Origin of the sequence: Flavobacterium plurextorum (genome assembly GCF_002217395.1) — a bacterium.
Taxonomy (GTDB): Bacteria; Bacteroidota; Bacteroidia; order Flavobacteriales; family Flavobacteriaceae; genus Flavobacterium; species Flavobacterium plurextorum.
This window is the reverse complement of the sequence record NZ_MUHD01000006.1, coordinates 55,614-71,116: the sequence shown is the minus strand read 5'-3', so window position 1 is coordinate 71,116 and position 15,503 is coordinate 55,614. Positions and strand designations below refer to the sequence as shown.

Sequence of the window (15,503 nt, the reverse complement as noted above, 5' to 3'; positions counted from 1 at the left end):
TAATTAAAGATCGGTCAGCTTTTGTGTTAATAGTCTTTTGTCCGGCAGTTGAATTTTATATTCTGCAACCATCGTTGGAGAGAGACTTCGGCTTAAAGCATATTCTACAACTGCGTGATCCTGGTCTTTGCATAATAAAATACCAATACTTGGATTTTCGTTTTGCTTTTTCACATCTCTATCCAGAGCTTCTAAGTAAAAATTTAACTGCCCCAAATGTTCGGGTTTAAACTTATCTGATTTTAACTCAAATGCAACAAGACATTGCAACCCTCGATGATAAAATACCAGATCAATATAAAAATCACTATGTCCAACCTGAACTTTATATTCTTCTCCTATAAATAAAAAATCTTTGCCTAATTCAAGAATAAAATTTTTCATCTGATTGATCAGACCTTTTTGTAAATCACTCTCGCTGTAGGATTCAGAAAGGTTTAAAAAATCAAAGATGTAGCTGTCTTTAAAGGTATTTGCGATATCGGGATGTAATTCTCTCATCACTGATGAGACTTTTGAATTTCCAATCATTGTTCTTTCAAAAACTCCGCTGTTTATCTGCCTTTCCAATTCCCTTGAACTAAATTTCTCCTGACTTGAAAGGCGCAGGTAAAATTCCTGTTCTTCGATTGACTTGGTCCTGCTTAAAATAATGAGATTATTGGTCCAGCTAATTTCTCTCAGCAGTGCTGAGAGTTTTGGAAAAGCTTTATAGGTCTGATAAAACTGCTTCATTCTCCAAAGATTTTTATCCGAAAATCCCTTTAAATCCGGTTCGCTTTTCTGCAGAAAATCGGCCAGTTCTTTCACAACTGATTTTCCCCATTCTTCGGTTTCAATACGATTGTGGATGTACTGTCCAATATTCCAGTACAGATTGATCATTTCAGTGTTAACTGCTGTAATAGCATTTGATCTGGATTGTTTTATTAATTGGATTATATCGGTAAATTCTTCCTGTATCATTATTTCTAAGTTTAAGTTTTTATTTATTATCATTTCTTAATTACCAGATGGCTCAATTCAATATCATTTAATAATCTTTCCTTTTCAGTATAAATGATATCCTTGATGTCCTTTTTTATTTGCAGATAATTTCGTTGTACCATCGAATTATCGACTTTTCGAATGACAGGAATATCGACGTAATTATCCTGTTCTTTTTTCAAGGCTTCATGGTCATTTATTATTTCAGAATGAAATGTTTTGAGTTCAATTTTACAGTCCGGATCATCCGCTACCATACCTACAAATTCACCCGAACTAAGTCCGGAAATTTTGGACGGCGGTACTGCAGATTCTAATTGTTTGGACCGGCTAATAGAAGTATCCCCACTATTAATGGAAAGGCTTTCCCTGTCCTGCATGATTTTTCCGAAACGCTCTGATAATTGCTTGGCAGTATCTCCTGTAACCTGTCCGCTGACTATGTTCCCAACAATATTCATAATCACATCCGCCTGTTCCCGTCCATAATCTTTACGCAACTGGCTAAAATCCTGAATCCCCAAACAAGTTGCTACTTTATTACTTCTGGCTGTGGCAATTAGACTATCCATATTATTGAGATAAATAGTTGGAAATTCATCGAATATCAAACTGCTTTTCTGTTTATTTTTTTGGTTTACCTGCTTTACCAATCGGTTTACATAAAGAGACAATACAGCTCCATATATCTGTATTTTTTGTGGATTATTACCCATACATACGATCTTGGGATCGTCTGGATTATTGATGTCCAATGTGAAATCGCTGCCGGACAAAACATAATACAATTGTGGTGAGGAAAGCCTTGCCATGGCAATTTTTGCTGAAGCAATCTGCCCCTCCAATTGGTCCATTACATTATTTAGGTAGGCATTGACAAAAGGATTAATAAGCACCTCTATTTCTTTTTCCGTTCGGAGCAGTGTAAAAAGATCATCGTAATCAACTTGCATAAGCTCAATTACATGGGGAAGCGTACAGAATTCGCCGTCTTTGTATTTTCGTAAATACCATATTATAGCAGAGAGAAAATTAATCGGTGATTCCACAAAAAAATCACCCTGTCTTTTGATCCATTCCCTGTTGAGTCCGAGCAAAATAGTCCTAGCTGATTCTGAGGCATCGGTAATATCACTCATACCTGAAGGCTCTAAAGGATTACAGCGGTTGCTTCGGGTCAGATCATCAAAATTAATAACATAAAACTGTGGTAATTTCGGATAAAGATGTTTGTATTTAAGCCAATTATTGTAGACAATTCTAGTCAGGTCATCAAACTTGAAATCATAGACAAACATGGTGAACTTTTTACGGATGTGCTGGGTAATAACATGACGTATGACAAAATAGGATTTTCCTGCCCCAGGAGTGCCTGAAACAAGCAATCCTCTAAAGGGATTAATAATGTTTATCCAGCTGTCCCGTAACTTATCCTTTAAATGATAGCGAGCCGGCAGGTTAATAGAATATTCATTTTCCAGAAGTCTTTCTTCCTGAGGAAAAGTTTCATTTTCTTTATTAAAAATATCTTTGCTGTTGAGCCTGTTTTTTATAATACGCGAGAGTAATGTACCACCAGTAAGCATCAGAAGAAATCCAATGGAAGTTATAGTCATGTAAGCAATTGCTGCCAGCATTAGTTCAATTTCCAGGTAAAGTGAAAGACAACTTATAAAGTAAATAAGAATCCCAGTTATGATGTAAGCCAAAGCTGTTTTGTAATTCAGCTTTTCATCTTTTCGCCCTTTGGCACCAATTAAGGAAATGATTAAAAATCCTAGTGCAAAAAGTTTAGATTTATGAAAATTACTGAACAATCCTGTCTGGTAAATATTTCCCATAATTTTATCACTAAACCCACTGACCAGATGCCACTGCTGAAAGGCAGCGTAGCAGTAATAATAAAAATGGATTACTAAAATAATAATACTAATGAGTCTTGTCATATCCAAGATCTTTCTCAGTGCCTGTTCGTTTTCTCCTGTCTGCATAGCCATAATTTAAATTTTATCGATTATTAGACTGTCCTCGTCTTTTTTTCTTTTTGTTTCTAAGCTCGTATGGAAGGTAAGCAGACGTCTGTTCAGATTGCGTAAGCATATCCCATAGCTGCCTCATTATGTTATCGGTACCTATGTATTTGTTATCTCTAAAATCATCACCAAAAAGTCCTGCAATAATTTCCGACTTCGACGTTTCAAATGTGATTTCGTGTAATTTTGTACTAATCAAATTTGGATTTTTTTGCTCGGTTGGATTAATGGATGTACAACGTTCCTGTATTGCTTTTGCACTGTATTGTTTGCCCAGTGTACTGCCGTTAAAAACACATTTTGTGGTATGGTCGACATAGGTAATTCCGTAAAGTAATCCTTCTGTATTTTTTCTAAAAACGGTATTTATTCCCTCTTTTTCCAGTATTTTGACCAGTTCTGAAAGTGATATTTTCGTTCTTAAAAAAGCCATATCGATAGCATTTTTTACCCTTCTGATATCTGAAATTTGATTGGTAGTATTGGTTTTAAATTTTTCTTCTAAAAACTTTAGAGTTGGTTTATAATAAAAGTCACTAGCCTTTATAGGTACTCCAATAGGTTTTCCATTTTCATCAAGTATGCGATACACTAATCCTTTAGCTTTAAATATTCTTGAATTTTCATTGCCCCGGTCAGCCAAAACATTATATTGTCTGAGTACGGCATTGAACTCTGCAAGGCTAGCAAATTTATAAGACGAAAGAACCTGAGACAATACATTTGAAATTGCTTTTTTGGACTGGATTCTTCCGTATCTGACTTTGCCTTTTGAAATAGGCTGAAGTTCGATATTCTGATTTTTTGTACGTCCCTCAGCTACGACGAGTCCAAAGGATTTTTCGATTTCTTTTCTTGCCGTTTCAGATTGATTGCGGCCTATATTATGCATATTAATTCTACTTCCATCTGCTCTTACTTTTATGGAGGTAATGTGAATGTGAGGATGTCCTGAATCGTGATGCTGGTATACCAGATAAGGCTGCTGTCCAAAACCAATTTTTTCCATATATGAATTAGCGACTTCCATCAGTTTATCTTTTGAATAGTTTTCAGACGGATCAAAGTTGAGCGATATATGTACGCTGCTACGCTTTACATTGTCATTTAAAGCGGCTTGTTTTAGAAACCGGTTTAGTTTCATAGTATCACTCATTTTATCCGCATCCAAAGGATAATTTCCTTCGCCGATACATTCTGCTACTCCTTGTTTTACTTTGTTTTCGTTGTAGTTAAAAATACTGTGTATCGAATGTCCGGTTTTTATGATCGCAACCATCTTACCGAAATTTGCTGGATGTATTGCTTGATTTCTTCAACCTTCTCCAATAGGTTTTTTTTATCTAGTTCAGCGCTAATAATCCATACTTTAAATTCCGGAATCTGATTCAGTGTATGCAGCTTTTTTACTGCCTGGTTAAAGTTGTTTCCAATGGCACTTAGTTCCCCTCGAAGCCGTATAATTTCTAGCATAAATTCGTCAAGGGATTCATTACGAAATTTAGTTGTAACAGGCTTGTCAAATAAGTGTCTGCGAATGTAGTCACTTAGCTTACGGGAAGTACTGGCTTTCCATTTGCGCTCAATTTTCACATACTCTTCGGGTGTAAAGCGTAATCCGACTATGCGTGTTCTGTTTGAATTTTCTTTTTCCATCATTTCTCTTTTTCATTGTTATCAAACTCTTTTTTTATCCTTGTAGTTTCACTGCTCACGAGTTCCGAGTGTAGAGCAGACAGATCGGTTGTTTAACAACCGGACATCTGGCCGATTGCAGGAACGTTGCAATCTTGCTGATACTTTAAGATGTTCTTTAGACATTCTAATATTTCTAAAACACTCAAAACTTAAATTTCTCTTTTTACAGACTGTTTTTATATTATGTGATGTATTAATTGTAGTATTCCGGAAATTTAATACTGTATCCATTAAGTCATTAAAGTTAAATATCCTTTTATAAAATCTGTTTGACTTTTATTTTTAAAACTCAAAGAAAGTGCACACTGCATATAATTCGGAACTAATGTAAAATGTTAACTATAACGTCAAATTATCCTCTGGATTTTAGATTGAAAAACGTGCTCTTTCACAGCAATAAATGAATTTTAAAACAACAAAATCCTGACCGTTTTAGAGAAGGTTTTTGATTGCTCATTTTACCCTTTCCTGATATTTCAGATACAAAATTAAGTAAGCGAAATGGATTTTACCTATGATGGACATATTATGTCCATGACATTTTAGGACTAGCTTTATACCTTTGTATAAATAAATTATTAATTAAAAATGTGAAGATTATGACAACAAATGATGTGGCCAAGGTTTTTGATACTGTGCTTAGTATCCCTAGCATGAATGATGTAGTGAAGATTGATTTGAAAATTTCACGAAAAAATGTGTTGTTATTAAACCATGTTATTCAACGTGGGTTAGCAGCTAAAGGAGATGATAAACCATCGATACTCTTAACAAGTGTTTCAGAAGATAATCTACAGGATTTAAAACTGTTTGGAGAGGAATGTCTTCTAAAAGCAGGGCTTATAGAACTTAGTGAAAAGCTCAACACATTAAATGAGACAGGAAAGTCATAACAGATTAAAAAAAGCACGAAAACATGAGAGGTTCAAATAAACAATTATTGTTTATTTGAACCCTTTTTTATTATCAAATTTATTTTACCACTGTTTTTATTAAAACTTTAACTAAAATATCGGATTTTGACAAATTGATGTCGGATTTTGATAACGTACTATAAAACAAGCTGTTGTAATTTTGTTTTCGCCCCAACTCCAAACAATTGAATCACAGTTAAAATGCTTTTCATTTTTTAGGGTTTAAGGAAATTTAAATTATGTTGTTAAGATTTATTAGGTGAATAACAGCAAAACTTAAAACTAGAATAAAAATTTCATATGAATGATACCGATTTAGTATTCATTAATTATATCAGCTTAAATCTATAGAAAACATGAAACTGAATATAAAGATTAAGAGTGTAATTCTGGACGCAATTTGTCTATTGTATATACTTCTATTTGTATATGCAGCAGTGAGCAAATTACTCGACTATGAGAACTTCCATCTGCAACTTGGACAGTCTCCTCTTTTAAGCGCTTTTGCTTCCTGGATTTTCTGGATAGTACCGCTGAGTGAATTATTGATTGTACTGTTACTGGTTGTTAAAAGATTTAGAAACTGGGGGCTACTTGCTTCAGTAAGTATTATGACCATGTTTACGGCATATATTTTTATTGTACTCCATTACAGTTCTTTTGTTCCTTGTTCTTGTGGTGGTATATTGGAGAAAATGAGCTGGGATGTACATCTGATTTTTAATATTGTTTTTGTACTGTTAGGATTGTTGGCTCTTCTGTTAGAACATAATATACGCATAGAAAGTGAATCCTTTGCAAGACCGGTTGTGGGGATAAAAATAACTATAGTTTCAGTTGCACTTAGTATCATAACAGTTGTTGTTTTGTTTTTATCATCGGAACAAATTATGCAACATGAAAATCCGTTTATCAGAAGGTATCCACAACATCCGATTATGTTGCAAAAAACAGTAAATCTGAAATTCAATTCGTATTATTTTGCTGGAAGCAGAGGCAATCAGGTTTATCTTGGGAATTACACAGATCCACTGCATATTATTGTTTTTGATTCTGGTTTACAGACTAAACAGACATTTAAAATCTCTTTTAACCCAAAAGATATAGCATTTAAAAGGATCAAAATTTTAGTTAGAGGATCTTACTTTTATTTGATGGATGGAACCGTTCCCTGTATTTTTTGGGGAAGGACAAATAATTGGAAAGTGATCAGCGAAATAAAAGGTCTGCATTATTTTACAATCGCAGAGCCTGTGGATAATACTTCTGTATTATTCAGGTCTAATAATGGTAAGAATGCTGCTCACATTTTAAGCACCTTTAAAACCGAAAGATCACCAAAGATTATCTATAACGACACACTTTTACAACAACAGATAGATGGTGTTTTTGATACTGACGGGATGCTTGCCTATAGTGAAAAAATGAAACGGATGATTTATCTCTATTATTACAGAAATGAATTTATGGTTGCAGATGAAAACTTAAATTTATTATACCGCGGTCATACTATTGATACAATATCGCATGCTCAAATTAAGGTAGCTTATTTCAAGGATAATACAGAGAGAAGAATGGCAACACCTCCGATGACCGTAAATGCAAATCTTGCTGTAAATGCAAACCTGCTTTTTATAAACTCCAAAATTCAAGGACGTTTTGAAGATAGGAAATTATGGAAACAGGCTGCGATAATTGATGTATATGACCTGAATAAAAAAGCTTATTTGCTGAGTTTTGCAATCTACAATGTTGAGGATAAAAAGCTTCAATCCTTTATAGTTACAGATACTAATTTGTATGCTTTGATGAGTGATGAGCTGGCTGTTTATAAGCTTAGAGATATATTAAAAAAAAGAAATAAAAATGCTGGATTGAAAAAGCAGCATTAAAATACATTGGCCAATGTCAGGAAGCCAGATCGAACACCTGTAGAAAAAAGTAGATCATGTTTTTAATTTAATATTTATTATTATGAAAACTTTCTTAAAAAATGTAATGCCGGCAGCAGTTATTGCGCTGGGAATTACCGGAGCATTTGCTACTATGTCCATGCAGAGTACTGAAAAAAACCTTGTACCAAAAATGGGATATATTCTCAATGCACAGGGAGCCTGCGATATTCAGGTGAATTGTGAGACGAGCGGAAACCAAGTCTGCCGTTTAAACGGCGCAACAGGACCACAGGCATTTGGTAAAAATGCCCAAGGGAACTGTAATGAAGTATTGTTTCGACCAGCAAACTAACGGTTTGAGGTTTCAATAAATGGCAATGCAGTTCCGAAGCGGAACTGCATTGCTTTTTTAGTTTATTTTAAAATTTATTTCACGCCTTCGGTTATCCATTGTGCCGATAAATCATCTTTGAGATAGTAAGCAAACCACTGCTGAACACGGTTTATCATATCGATTTGATTAATTGGTTTTGAGATCCCGTGGCCTTCTTCAGGATACAGAAGCATAATGCATTTCTTGCCAAGAAGACGAAGGGCAAAATAAAACTCCATGCTCTGATGCGGGTCTACATTATAATCCTCTTTTCCGCTCCATAGCAAAAGCGGTGTATTGATTTTATCTGCATAATTGATTGGGGAATTTAGTTGATAAACTTCTGGTTTCTCAAAGGGGGTATTGCTAGTTTTCCACTGCCCGTCGGTGAATCGAAACATATTAGGGAAATAAAAATTTTTGGCCAGTGTAAAATAAAAACTGTTCAGGTCACTGCTGCCCGCACTTGAAACGGCTGCCGCGAAAAGATTCGTCTGGGTGATTATGAAATTAGCCTGATAAGCTCCGAAGGAGTGTCCAATAAGCCCAATCTTATTGGATTTTATAAGCCCCTTTTCTAGAACCTTATTTACAGCTGCACTGACACAATCCAGTGCTGAATAACCAAGAAAGTCAGGCTCTGTTATTATATCTGGTCGTAGTACAAAATAGCCTTGAGTGGTCCAAATGGCATCATTATCCGCATCTTCAAGAGATAATGAAGGATTAATGTATTTATGTTGCTCCTGATTTTGCCTTTGGTAAATATGTACTATCATTGGATATTTTTTCAGGGCATCATAATTAGCGGGGTAACGTAGAACCCCTTTCAATCTTACCCCTTTTTTGTTTTCATATTCGATCAATTCAGAGCTTCCCCAGAAATAATTCTTCTGCTGCGGATTGCTCTGAAAAACACAAACAGGATCAGACTCTTTCTTCTTTACCATTACCCGAGGAGAAAGGTCGAATCGCTGTTCCCTGTAGTACAGATATTCCTTACGTGAACTATAAGCCAGCTGATCGATATGTGAATCTTTATATACAATTGCCTTCTCGCCAGAGGTTGTGTTCCATCTGAAATAGCCAGTCTTCCCATCGTCTCCCTGACCATGCAAATAAAGCTCTTTTTCTATGTCAAAGTTATAGGACTGTTGCCCGTCGTAGAGACCAGTATAAAGCTGTTTGCCGGGGATATTAGCCAGCCTGTATCTTATCTTTGATTCTCGTCCATGTGTGAGTCTGCGAAAAGAGGATCCATCGGCTTTTACAGACCATAAATCAAAGTCGTCGTATAGTAGAATTTCACTGTCATCATTGCTCCATCCTGCATTGGCTTTTTTGGATGTAATGGAATAGTGCGGATCAACAGACCTGAATGTGGTTGGAATATTCTTTGTAATGTTATGATGTACTGCTGTAGCAATAGTATAAATCCACCAGTTGCCTTCTTTGAAATAAGCTATATATTTTCCAGTCGTTGATACAGTAAGTTCGAAATTATTTGAGGGATGTTCTTTTAAAAGCAGTCTTTTCTTAAATGTATTCAGGTTTATAATATAGACGTCGGAAAGTCCCTGCTGCAATTTGAATTGGGGTTCGTACTCTTTGGGATTGAATAAAAGAGCATACTGTTGATCCCCTGAAAGCATCATTTTTGGAAGCTCGTTTGTGGTAAGTTGCTTGACCAGTTTTGATGCCGGAAGCCAAAGTACAGTTCTAGGGACAGTTAGTAATGATCCGTTTTTTACCTTTTCCACAAACAGGGATTTGTCATTTGCGTTCCATACTTCAACATCTGTACTGTTTTTTTTCTCTAGTAATTGACTATTTATTTTTGTTGTAAAAAACACTTTCTGCATATCATCAGAGACTGTCAGTTTAAAAGTAAAGTCTGAAGGGATAAAGGTATTCTTTGGCAAGTTTAATTCTAGCGCCAAATCAAGCTTAAATAACTTTTTATTTTCGAGTGTATAATAAAACAATAATGTCTCAGTTATCAAATCTGACTTTGTTGCAAAAGCAACTGCATTTCCATCTTTATGCCATGTAAAGCCAAAACTTCTGTCACTGTGATTGGTTAGAATCAACTTTTCCTGTTCCGTTTTTTTTAGATTCAAAAGGATAACGGAATGTTTGCCATTTATAAATGTTCCGTAAATCAGATGCTGCTGGTCAGGACTTAAAGAAGAACCTGTAACGAAATCTATTTCTCTGATTACTTTACCATTTGGATTTTGAATGGTTAGTTTCTTTTTGTTCTCGGGCAGATTTGTTGTCACTATCAAAAGATCGGCGGTTGCTGAGTAATCGAAATGATCCGCTGATTTTATACTTCGCTGCTTTCCTGTATCTAGTTCTAAAATTTTTAGTTCCTGATTATTTAGATATATAAAAGTATTATTTTTAGTAAATATGGAATGATGTACCCCCGGGAAGCTAAAGGTTTTTAAGGTTATAGTATTACGAACAAATAGTGTGTCAATAGTATTATCGTAAGTCATACTATAGCTGGCCCAATTTTGGTCAGGAGATATTTTTTCAAGACTCAGAGCTCCCCACAGGTGATAATCAGCAGCAGTGAGATCTTTTTTTTGCACCACCTGCCCCCAAAGGAGACAGGTTACTAATGGCAAAATAAAAAATAAAATTAAAAAAACAGGTAAACGGATATTTAGTAATAAAATACCGTTCATATGACTGAAATATTTTTGAGTAGCGTACTTCATGATCTTAAACGATTTTAATATCCCTGGTTTTGAGGACGAAGATTCGGATTTGAACTTAGTTCACTCTGAGGGAGAGGGAATAAACTATCAGACGCATTCCATCCCGGCTTACTGCCTGAAAGCACCACATCTATTTGATTGAAGCGTTTCAGATCGAAAAAACGATGTCCATACTCGGTAAAGAATTCCCATCGTCTCTCCTTTAATACAGCATCCAAGATTTCTTCTTTAGTGATTGCCGAAGTATCATCAAGACCAGCTCGATGTCTGATTTTGTTTAAGTCTTCTTTGGCACCAATAAGATCACCTTGCTGTGCTCGTGCTTCGGCTCTGATAAGATATTGTTCGGCAAGCCTGAAAACAATCGAATATTCTTTAGAGATCGAAGTAAAGTTTTGCTCTTTATACTTGTAGGCATGGTACCATGTTGAGGTGTCGTCATTGACCGCTTTAATCCAATTGGAATATCGCAGGTCAGATGCTGAAAAGGAATTTACAAGATTATCATTTAGAGCTACAATTGCAGGTGGACCAGATAAGAATATAAAGGTTGATGCTTCCTGTGTATTCTGTCCTGCTTCTGCTGATTGCAGCTGCCAGATGGTCTCTTTTGAATCCACTAAAAAGGTTTGGTCTATATTTTCCAAAGCAAACAAATCGGTCTGGTTAAGAACTGCCGAGGCTTCATTGGCAGCCTCAGGATAAGATTTAGTGTAGAGGTAAACTCTGGCTAAAAAGGCATGGATAACATATTTGTCAGCGCGGATTCTTCCCATTTCGCTGTAATTATTTTGCAATAAAGCAATAGCACTTTCCAGATCATTTATAATATTCTGATATACCTGATTGACAGGCATTCTGCTTACTGTACTGTTTTTTTTATAATCGGTCACTGTGATGTAGGGAATGTCTCCAAAGAGATTGACCAGATAAAAATGCTGTAGTGCGCGAATAAAAAGAGCTTCTCCTTTAAGTTGTTTTTTATTTTGGTCTGAAAGCTTAGTGCTCGCTTCTATACCTTCCATTAAAGAATTGGCAGCATAAATCTGATTGTAGGAGTCGTTCCAGTACTGCGCAATATCTGAATTCTCAGCTAAAAGGCTATTGTTATAAAAGTTCAAACTTGGATTTGAAGGTGTACCATAAGGAATTATCTCGTCTGTGTAGTTACCAAGCTGATTTGACAGCCCTCTGTTGTTGCCGGTTAGTAAGCCCTTATCCCTGATTTTTGCGTATATGTCCGTAAGGGCTGCATCAGCAGTAGCATAATCCTCAAACACGGTTACAGTGGTAAGTTGTGATTTGGGAAGATCTACCTCTACAAAAGAATCGCAGGAATTCATAAAAAAAGACAATATTCCTAACCACAACATTTGCTTTTCTATATGATAAAATGTTTTCATAAAGTATGTTTTAAAATGTTAATTGAATACCTGCAGTTGTCACTTTAAGAGGCGGTAAGTATCCGGACGAGGTAAATTCAGGATCGCCGTCTTTGTATTTGGTAAAAGTCAAAAGATTCTGAGCCTGCAGCATAATTTTACATTGCACTGTGTTTGAGCTCATGGGTAATAGATAGGAAAGCGAGATGTTTTTAACTCTTATAAATGAAGCGTCCGTTATTGAGGCGTCACTTCTGTCGTATAAATAATCTGCTGTTACAGCCTCACTATTATTACCGGTTGTATACAATTGATAAGTAGGGATGTCTCCGACCTCTTGCCAGCGATCTATTTTAGAAATAGGCTGATTGGACATCTGTCCTGCAAATCCCATTGGATTTATTCTGTTTTTTTGTTTGACGAACTGAAATAAAAAATCGAGGTTCCAGTTCTTATAGCGAAGCTGATTTTGCAGACCGCCGTAATACTTTGGATTAAGATCGACAGCTTTCTGTCTGTCTTCAGGAAAAGTAATTTTACCGTCTTTATTAATGTCTTCAAATTCATAGACACCTGTTTGGGAATTAACCCCTTTATACTCGTAGACAAGCTCAATGTTTAAGGGCTCATTAAGGCGATATTTCTGGCTGTAGGGAGAACTTTCTAATCCCGGAAAACTAAGAAGTTTGTTCTTGGCAAAGGTTAGGTTGAAGCTGGTTGTCCAGCTAAAATTTGCATTACTGAAGTTATTGGTTCTAAGTGTCAGTTCCAAACCGCTGTTTTGAACTTCGGCATTTAAATTTGACTGAAGAACGGTAAAACCAGTTGTTCCGGGCAGTGGGACTCCCACGAGCTGATTAGATGATTTGTTCTGATACCATGAAGCTGTTGTAAATATTTTATCGTGAAAAAAACCTAATTCAAGCGCGGCTTCTAGTTTTTTGTTGGTTTCCCAACCAAAATCAGCATTGTAAAGCCGGGTTGGCTCAAGGCCGACATTTCCTCCATAATTTATCCCTGTAGTAGTATAGGTATTTAAGAACTGATAATCGCCAATCTGGTCACTACCGGTTGTTCCGTAACTGGATCTTAGTTTTCCAAAACTAATCCATGAGCTGTTTCTTAGAAAATTCTCATTTGAGAAGAGCCATGCCACACCTACGGCACCGAAAGTAGCAAATTGATTGCCTGGTCCAAAACGGCTTGACCCATCACGCCTGCCTGTAAGGTTGATGATGTAACGTTTGTCGAAACTATAGTTAATACGTCCAAAAAAGGCCTGATACTTATATATGGTTTCATCATTTAGTAGTACATTAATGTACTTAGCAGATGCCAGATTATAAATCAGACTGTTGGAACTATATCCTGTACCTGACTGAAACAACCGGGTGGTAGTTTGATTTTGAAAAGTTGATCCTGCGAGCAGGTCCAGTTTTCCTAAACCTAATTCTTTTGTCCAACTTATCTGTGGTTCTATGATCCAGGAAGAGCGGTCTGTATTGTTTAGATAAAGTGATGAATTAGCACTGCTGATATTGTAGGCAGGATTATATACAGACGATGGAGCTGTACGGGTTTCCACAGTGCTTAAATTAGTATATCCAAAATTGCTTTTAATCAAGAGACCTGAAGATATTTCATATGATAATACGGAATTGGCAATAAGGTCATTTGTTTTAGATTCAAATTCAGCATTAAGGTTCCGAAGCGGATTGTCCCAAGTGCCGTTTTCCCAGTTTAGTTCACCATTAGAATCATAAAGGGCAGGTGCATTAGGAGGGAGTGAGCGGGCATCATAGGTAAAATCAAAGGCGGGCTGATCATTGTTTTGACTGTTATATCCGGCTGAGAGCGTAACCCTGAATTTATTGTCTTCTGAGCGGTGGTTTAAATTGAATTGCGAACCGCCTTTTCTATAAATAAAATCACCCGGAAATACGCTGGATTGTGTATGATAATTTCCACTGATCAGGAACTGTGTTTTTTCAGATCCCCCTGAAATCGCAGCCTGCAGATCTGTGATGCTGGCTGTACCACCGATAAGTTCCTTTTGCCAATCGGTATATCTGTTTTGGTCCCATGTTCCATTTACATCATAATCCCATGAATTGTAGGCAATGCCGTCATTTTTAAAAGCCTCTCTTCGCATGGCTAGATACTGCTCTGTATTCATGAGTTTCATGAATTTTGTTACAGTTCCGGCACCTGTGGAGGCAGTTACTGTAAAAGTTGTTTTTCCTGCTTTTCCTTTTTTAGTTGTGATGAGGACCACACCGTTAGCACCTCTCGAACCATATATAGCTGTGGCATCTGCATCTTTGAGTATTTCAATACTTTCGATAGTATCAGGATTTATGCTATTTAGAGGGCTTGTAGGTGATGGATAAATAGTAGAGGTCTGATTGTATCCAATTGTTTCAGAAGCATATGGCACACCATCTAGAAGATAAAGTGGTGCATTGCCATCAACGCGAATACTGTTTTGTCCCCTGATTTTAATATCGAAATTACCTCCGGGAACTCCTGTATTTTGTATAATATTTACACCTGCCATACGACCCTGCATCGTGGCAAGTACATTAGTTACGGGCTGTGTTTCGATATCCTTTGAAGTAATTCGTGCTATACTTCCCGTGCGTTCGCTCTCTTTAACGGAATAATATCCTGCATTAATTTTTACTTCCTGAAGAGAAGTGGCATCTTCCTTCATTTGTACATTAATTACTAAGCGCCCTGCAACTGGAATTTCAATTGTTTTAAAACCAATGTAAGTAAAAATAAGAATATCGTGTGGTGACACTGTTATTGTAAATTTGCCATCAAAGTCAGTAGCCACAGCTTTTTTCTGGTTTTTTACTGAAATACTGACTCCCGGAAGAGGAAGGTTGCCATCAGTTACGATACCTTTGACTTGTGTTTGTTGTTGTGAAACTGAAAATAGCAAAGTATTCCTTGCTAAGGCTGGCGTACAAAAAAGGTAGAACCCGAAAATAAACGGATACCAAAGTCCCGCCAACCCTTTATTTAATGAAAAAGTTTTCATAATTTTGGGGTTAGTTAATTTGAAACGAAAGTTTTATTAATTCAGCTCTCTATACTTGTTGATCGCGGGTTAGAGAGCTTTTTTTTTATCAAGCTGAAAGTCTTTTTAGGATAATGCTTTTTACTATATCATAGATGCGTGGATTTAGGTATTAAAAAAACTCATCTTGATTATCTTTCCTAAACAAGCTCTAAAAATTTTAACATACAATTTGGAAAATAGGAATAAAGACAATACTTTTAAAGTACAAGTTAAAATAGAAAAAGCTTAAACATAAGTCCCAAAAAGCATTTTATGTTTGGGGCGAGGTTAGATATGCAGGAGATTATTATTTTATAATTCCTTTTATATATCAGGGTAGAGTTAAGTATGTCCATACTAAAATTTTGGCTAGGAAAGTGTATCTAGTAAGAGTATTTCTCTTTGATTCACTATCCTAACATAAT

Annotated in this window: 10 protein-coding genes; 3 read left to right on the top strand and 7 right to left on the bottom strand. The window is 36.1% G+C overall.

Translation table 11 applies throughout. The features are described 5' to 3' along the window. Positions 1 to 3: 3 nt before the first annotated feature. The 4 genes from B0A81_RS04090 to B0A81_RS04075 are packed head-to-tail and all read right to left on the bottom strand — an operon-like array spanning position 4 to position 4,679. Positions 4 to 966: a PDDEXK nuclease domain-containing protein gene (locus B0A81_RS04090; protein ID WP_244281265.1), complete on the bottom strand. Its 963-nt coding sequence runs from the start codon at positions 964 to 966 to the stop codon at positions 4 to 6. Positions 967 to 995: 29 nt separating this feature from the next. Continuing rightward, on the bottom strand, positions 996 to 2,978 hold the full coding sequence (gene mobC, locus B0A81_RS04085) for a conjugal transfer protein MobC (protein WP_089056908.1): 1,983 nt from the start codon (positions 2,976 to 2,978) through the stop codon (positions 996 to 998). 16 nt (positions 2,979 to 2,994) lie between these two features. Then, positions 2,995 to 4,299 (bottom strand): relaxase/mobilization nuclease domain-containing protein, encoded by a 1,305-nt coding sequence (locus B0A81_RS04080; RefSeq protein ID WP_089056832.1) that lies wholly within the window; start codon positions 4,297 to 4,299, stop codon positions 2,995 to 2,997. Further along, positions 4,284 to 4,679: a plasmid mobilization protein gene (locus B0A81_RS04075; RefSeq protein WP_089056831.1), complete on the bottom strand. Its 396-nt coding sequence runs from the start codon at positions 4,677 to 4,679 to the stop codon at positions 4,284 to 4,286. Before B0A81_RS04075 ends, B0A81_RS04080 begins: the two co-directional genes overlap by 16 nt. Before the next feature lie 638 nt (positions 4,680 to 5,317). On the opposite strand from B0A81_RS04075, the gene B0A81_RS04070 reads away from it, so the two are divergent. The 3 genes from B0A81_RS04070 (at position 5,318) to B0A81_RS04060 (ending at position 7,879) form a co-directional block, all read left to right on the top strand. Beyond that, positions 5,318 to 5,611: a hypothetical protein gene (locus B0A81_RS04070; protein WP_317044401.1), complete on the top strand. Its 294-nt coding sequence runs from the start codon at positions 5,318 to 5,320 to the stop codon at positions 5,609 to 5,611. Between the two features lie 377 nt (positions 5,612 to 5,988). Next, on the top strand, positions 5,989 to 7,524 hold the full coding sequence (locus tag B0A81_RS04065; protein ID WP_089056830.1) for a MauE/DoxX family redox-associated membrane protein: 1,536 nt from the start codon (positions 5,989 to 5,991) through the stop codon (positions 7,522 to 7,524). Positions 7,525 to 7,606: 82 nt separating this feature from the next. After that, positions 7,607 to 7,879, top strand: a complete 273-nt coding sequence (locus tag B0A81_RS04060) for a DUF6520 family protein (protein WP_089056829.1) — start codon at positions 7,607 to 7,609, stop codon at positions 7,877 to 7,879. 74 nt (positions 7,880 to 7,953) lie between these two features. On the opposite strand, the gene B0A81_RS04055 is transcribed toward B0A81_RS04060, so the two are convergent. Genes B0A81_RS04055 through B0A81_RS04045 form a run of 3 tightly spaced genes read right to left on the bottom strand, consistent with a single transcriptional unit; the run spans position 7,954 to position 15,057 of the window. Further along, positions 7,954 to 10,629 (bottom strand): S9 family peptidase, encoded by a 2,676-nt coding sequence (locus B0A81_RS04055; RefSeq protein ID WP_089056828.1) that lies wholly within the window; start codon positions 10,627 to 10,629, stop codon positions 7,954 to 7,956. 14 nt (positions 10,630 to 10,643) lie between these two features. Beyond that, positions 10,644 to 12,032: a RagB/SusD family nutrient uptake outer membrane protein gene (locus tag B0A81_RS04050; protein ID WP_089056827.1), complete on the bottom strand. Its 1,389-nt coding sequence runs from the start codon at positions 12,030 to 12,032 to the stop codon at positions 10,644 to 10,646. A gap of 10 nt (positions 12,033 to 12,042) precedes the next feature. After that, positions 12,043 to 15,057, bottom strand: coding sequence for a SusC/RagA family TonB-linked outer membrane protein (locus B0A81_RS04045; protein WP_089056826.1), 3,015 nt, complete (start codon positions 15,055 to 15,057; stop codon positions 12,043 to 12,045). Positions 15,058 to 15,503: the final 446 nt, after the last annotated feature.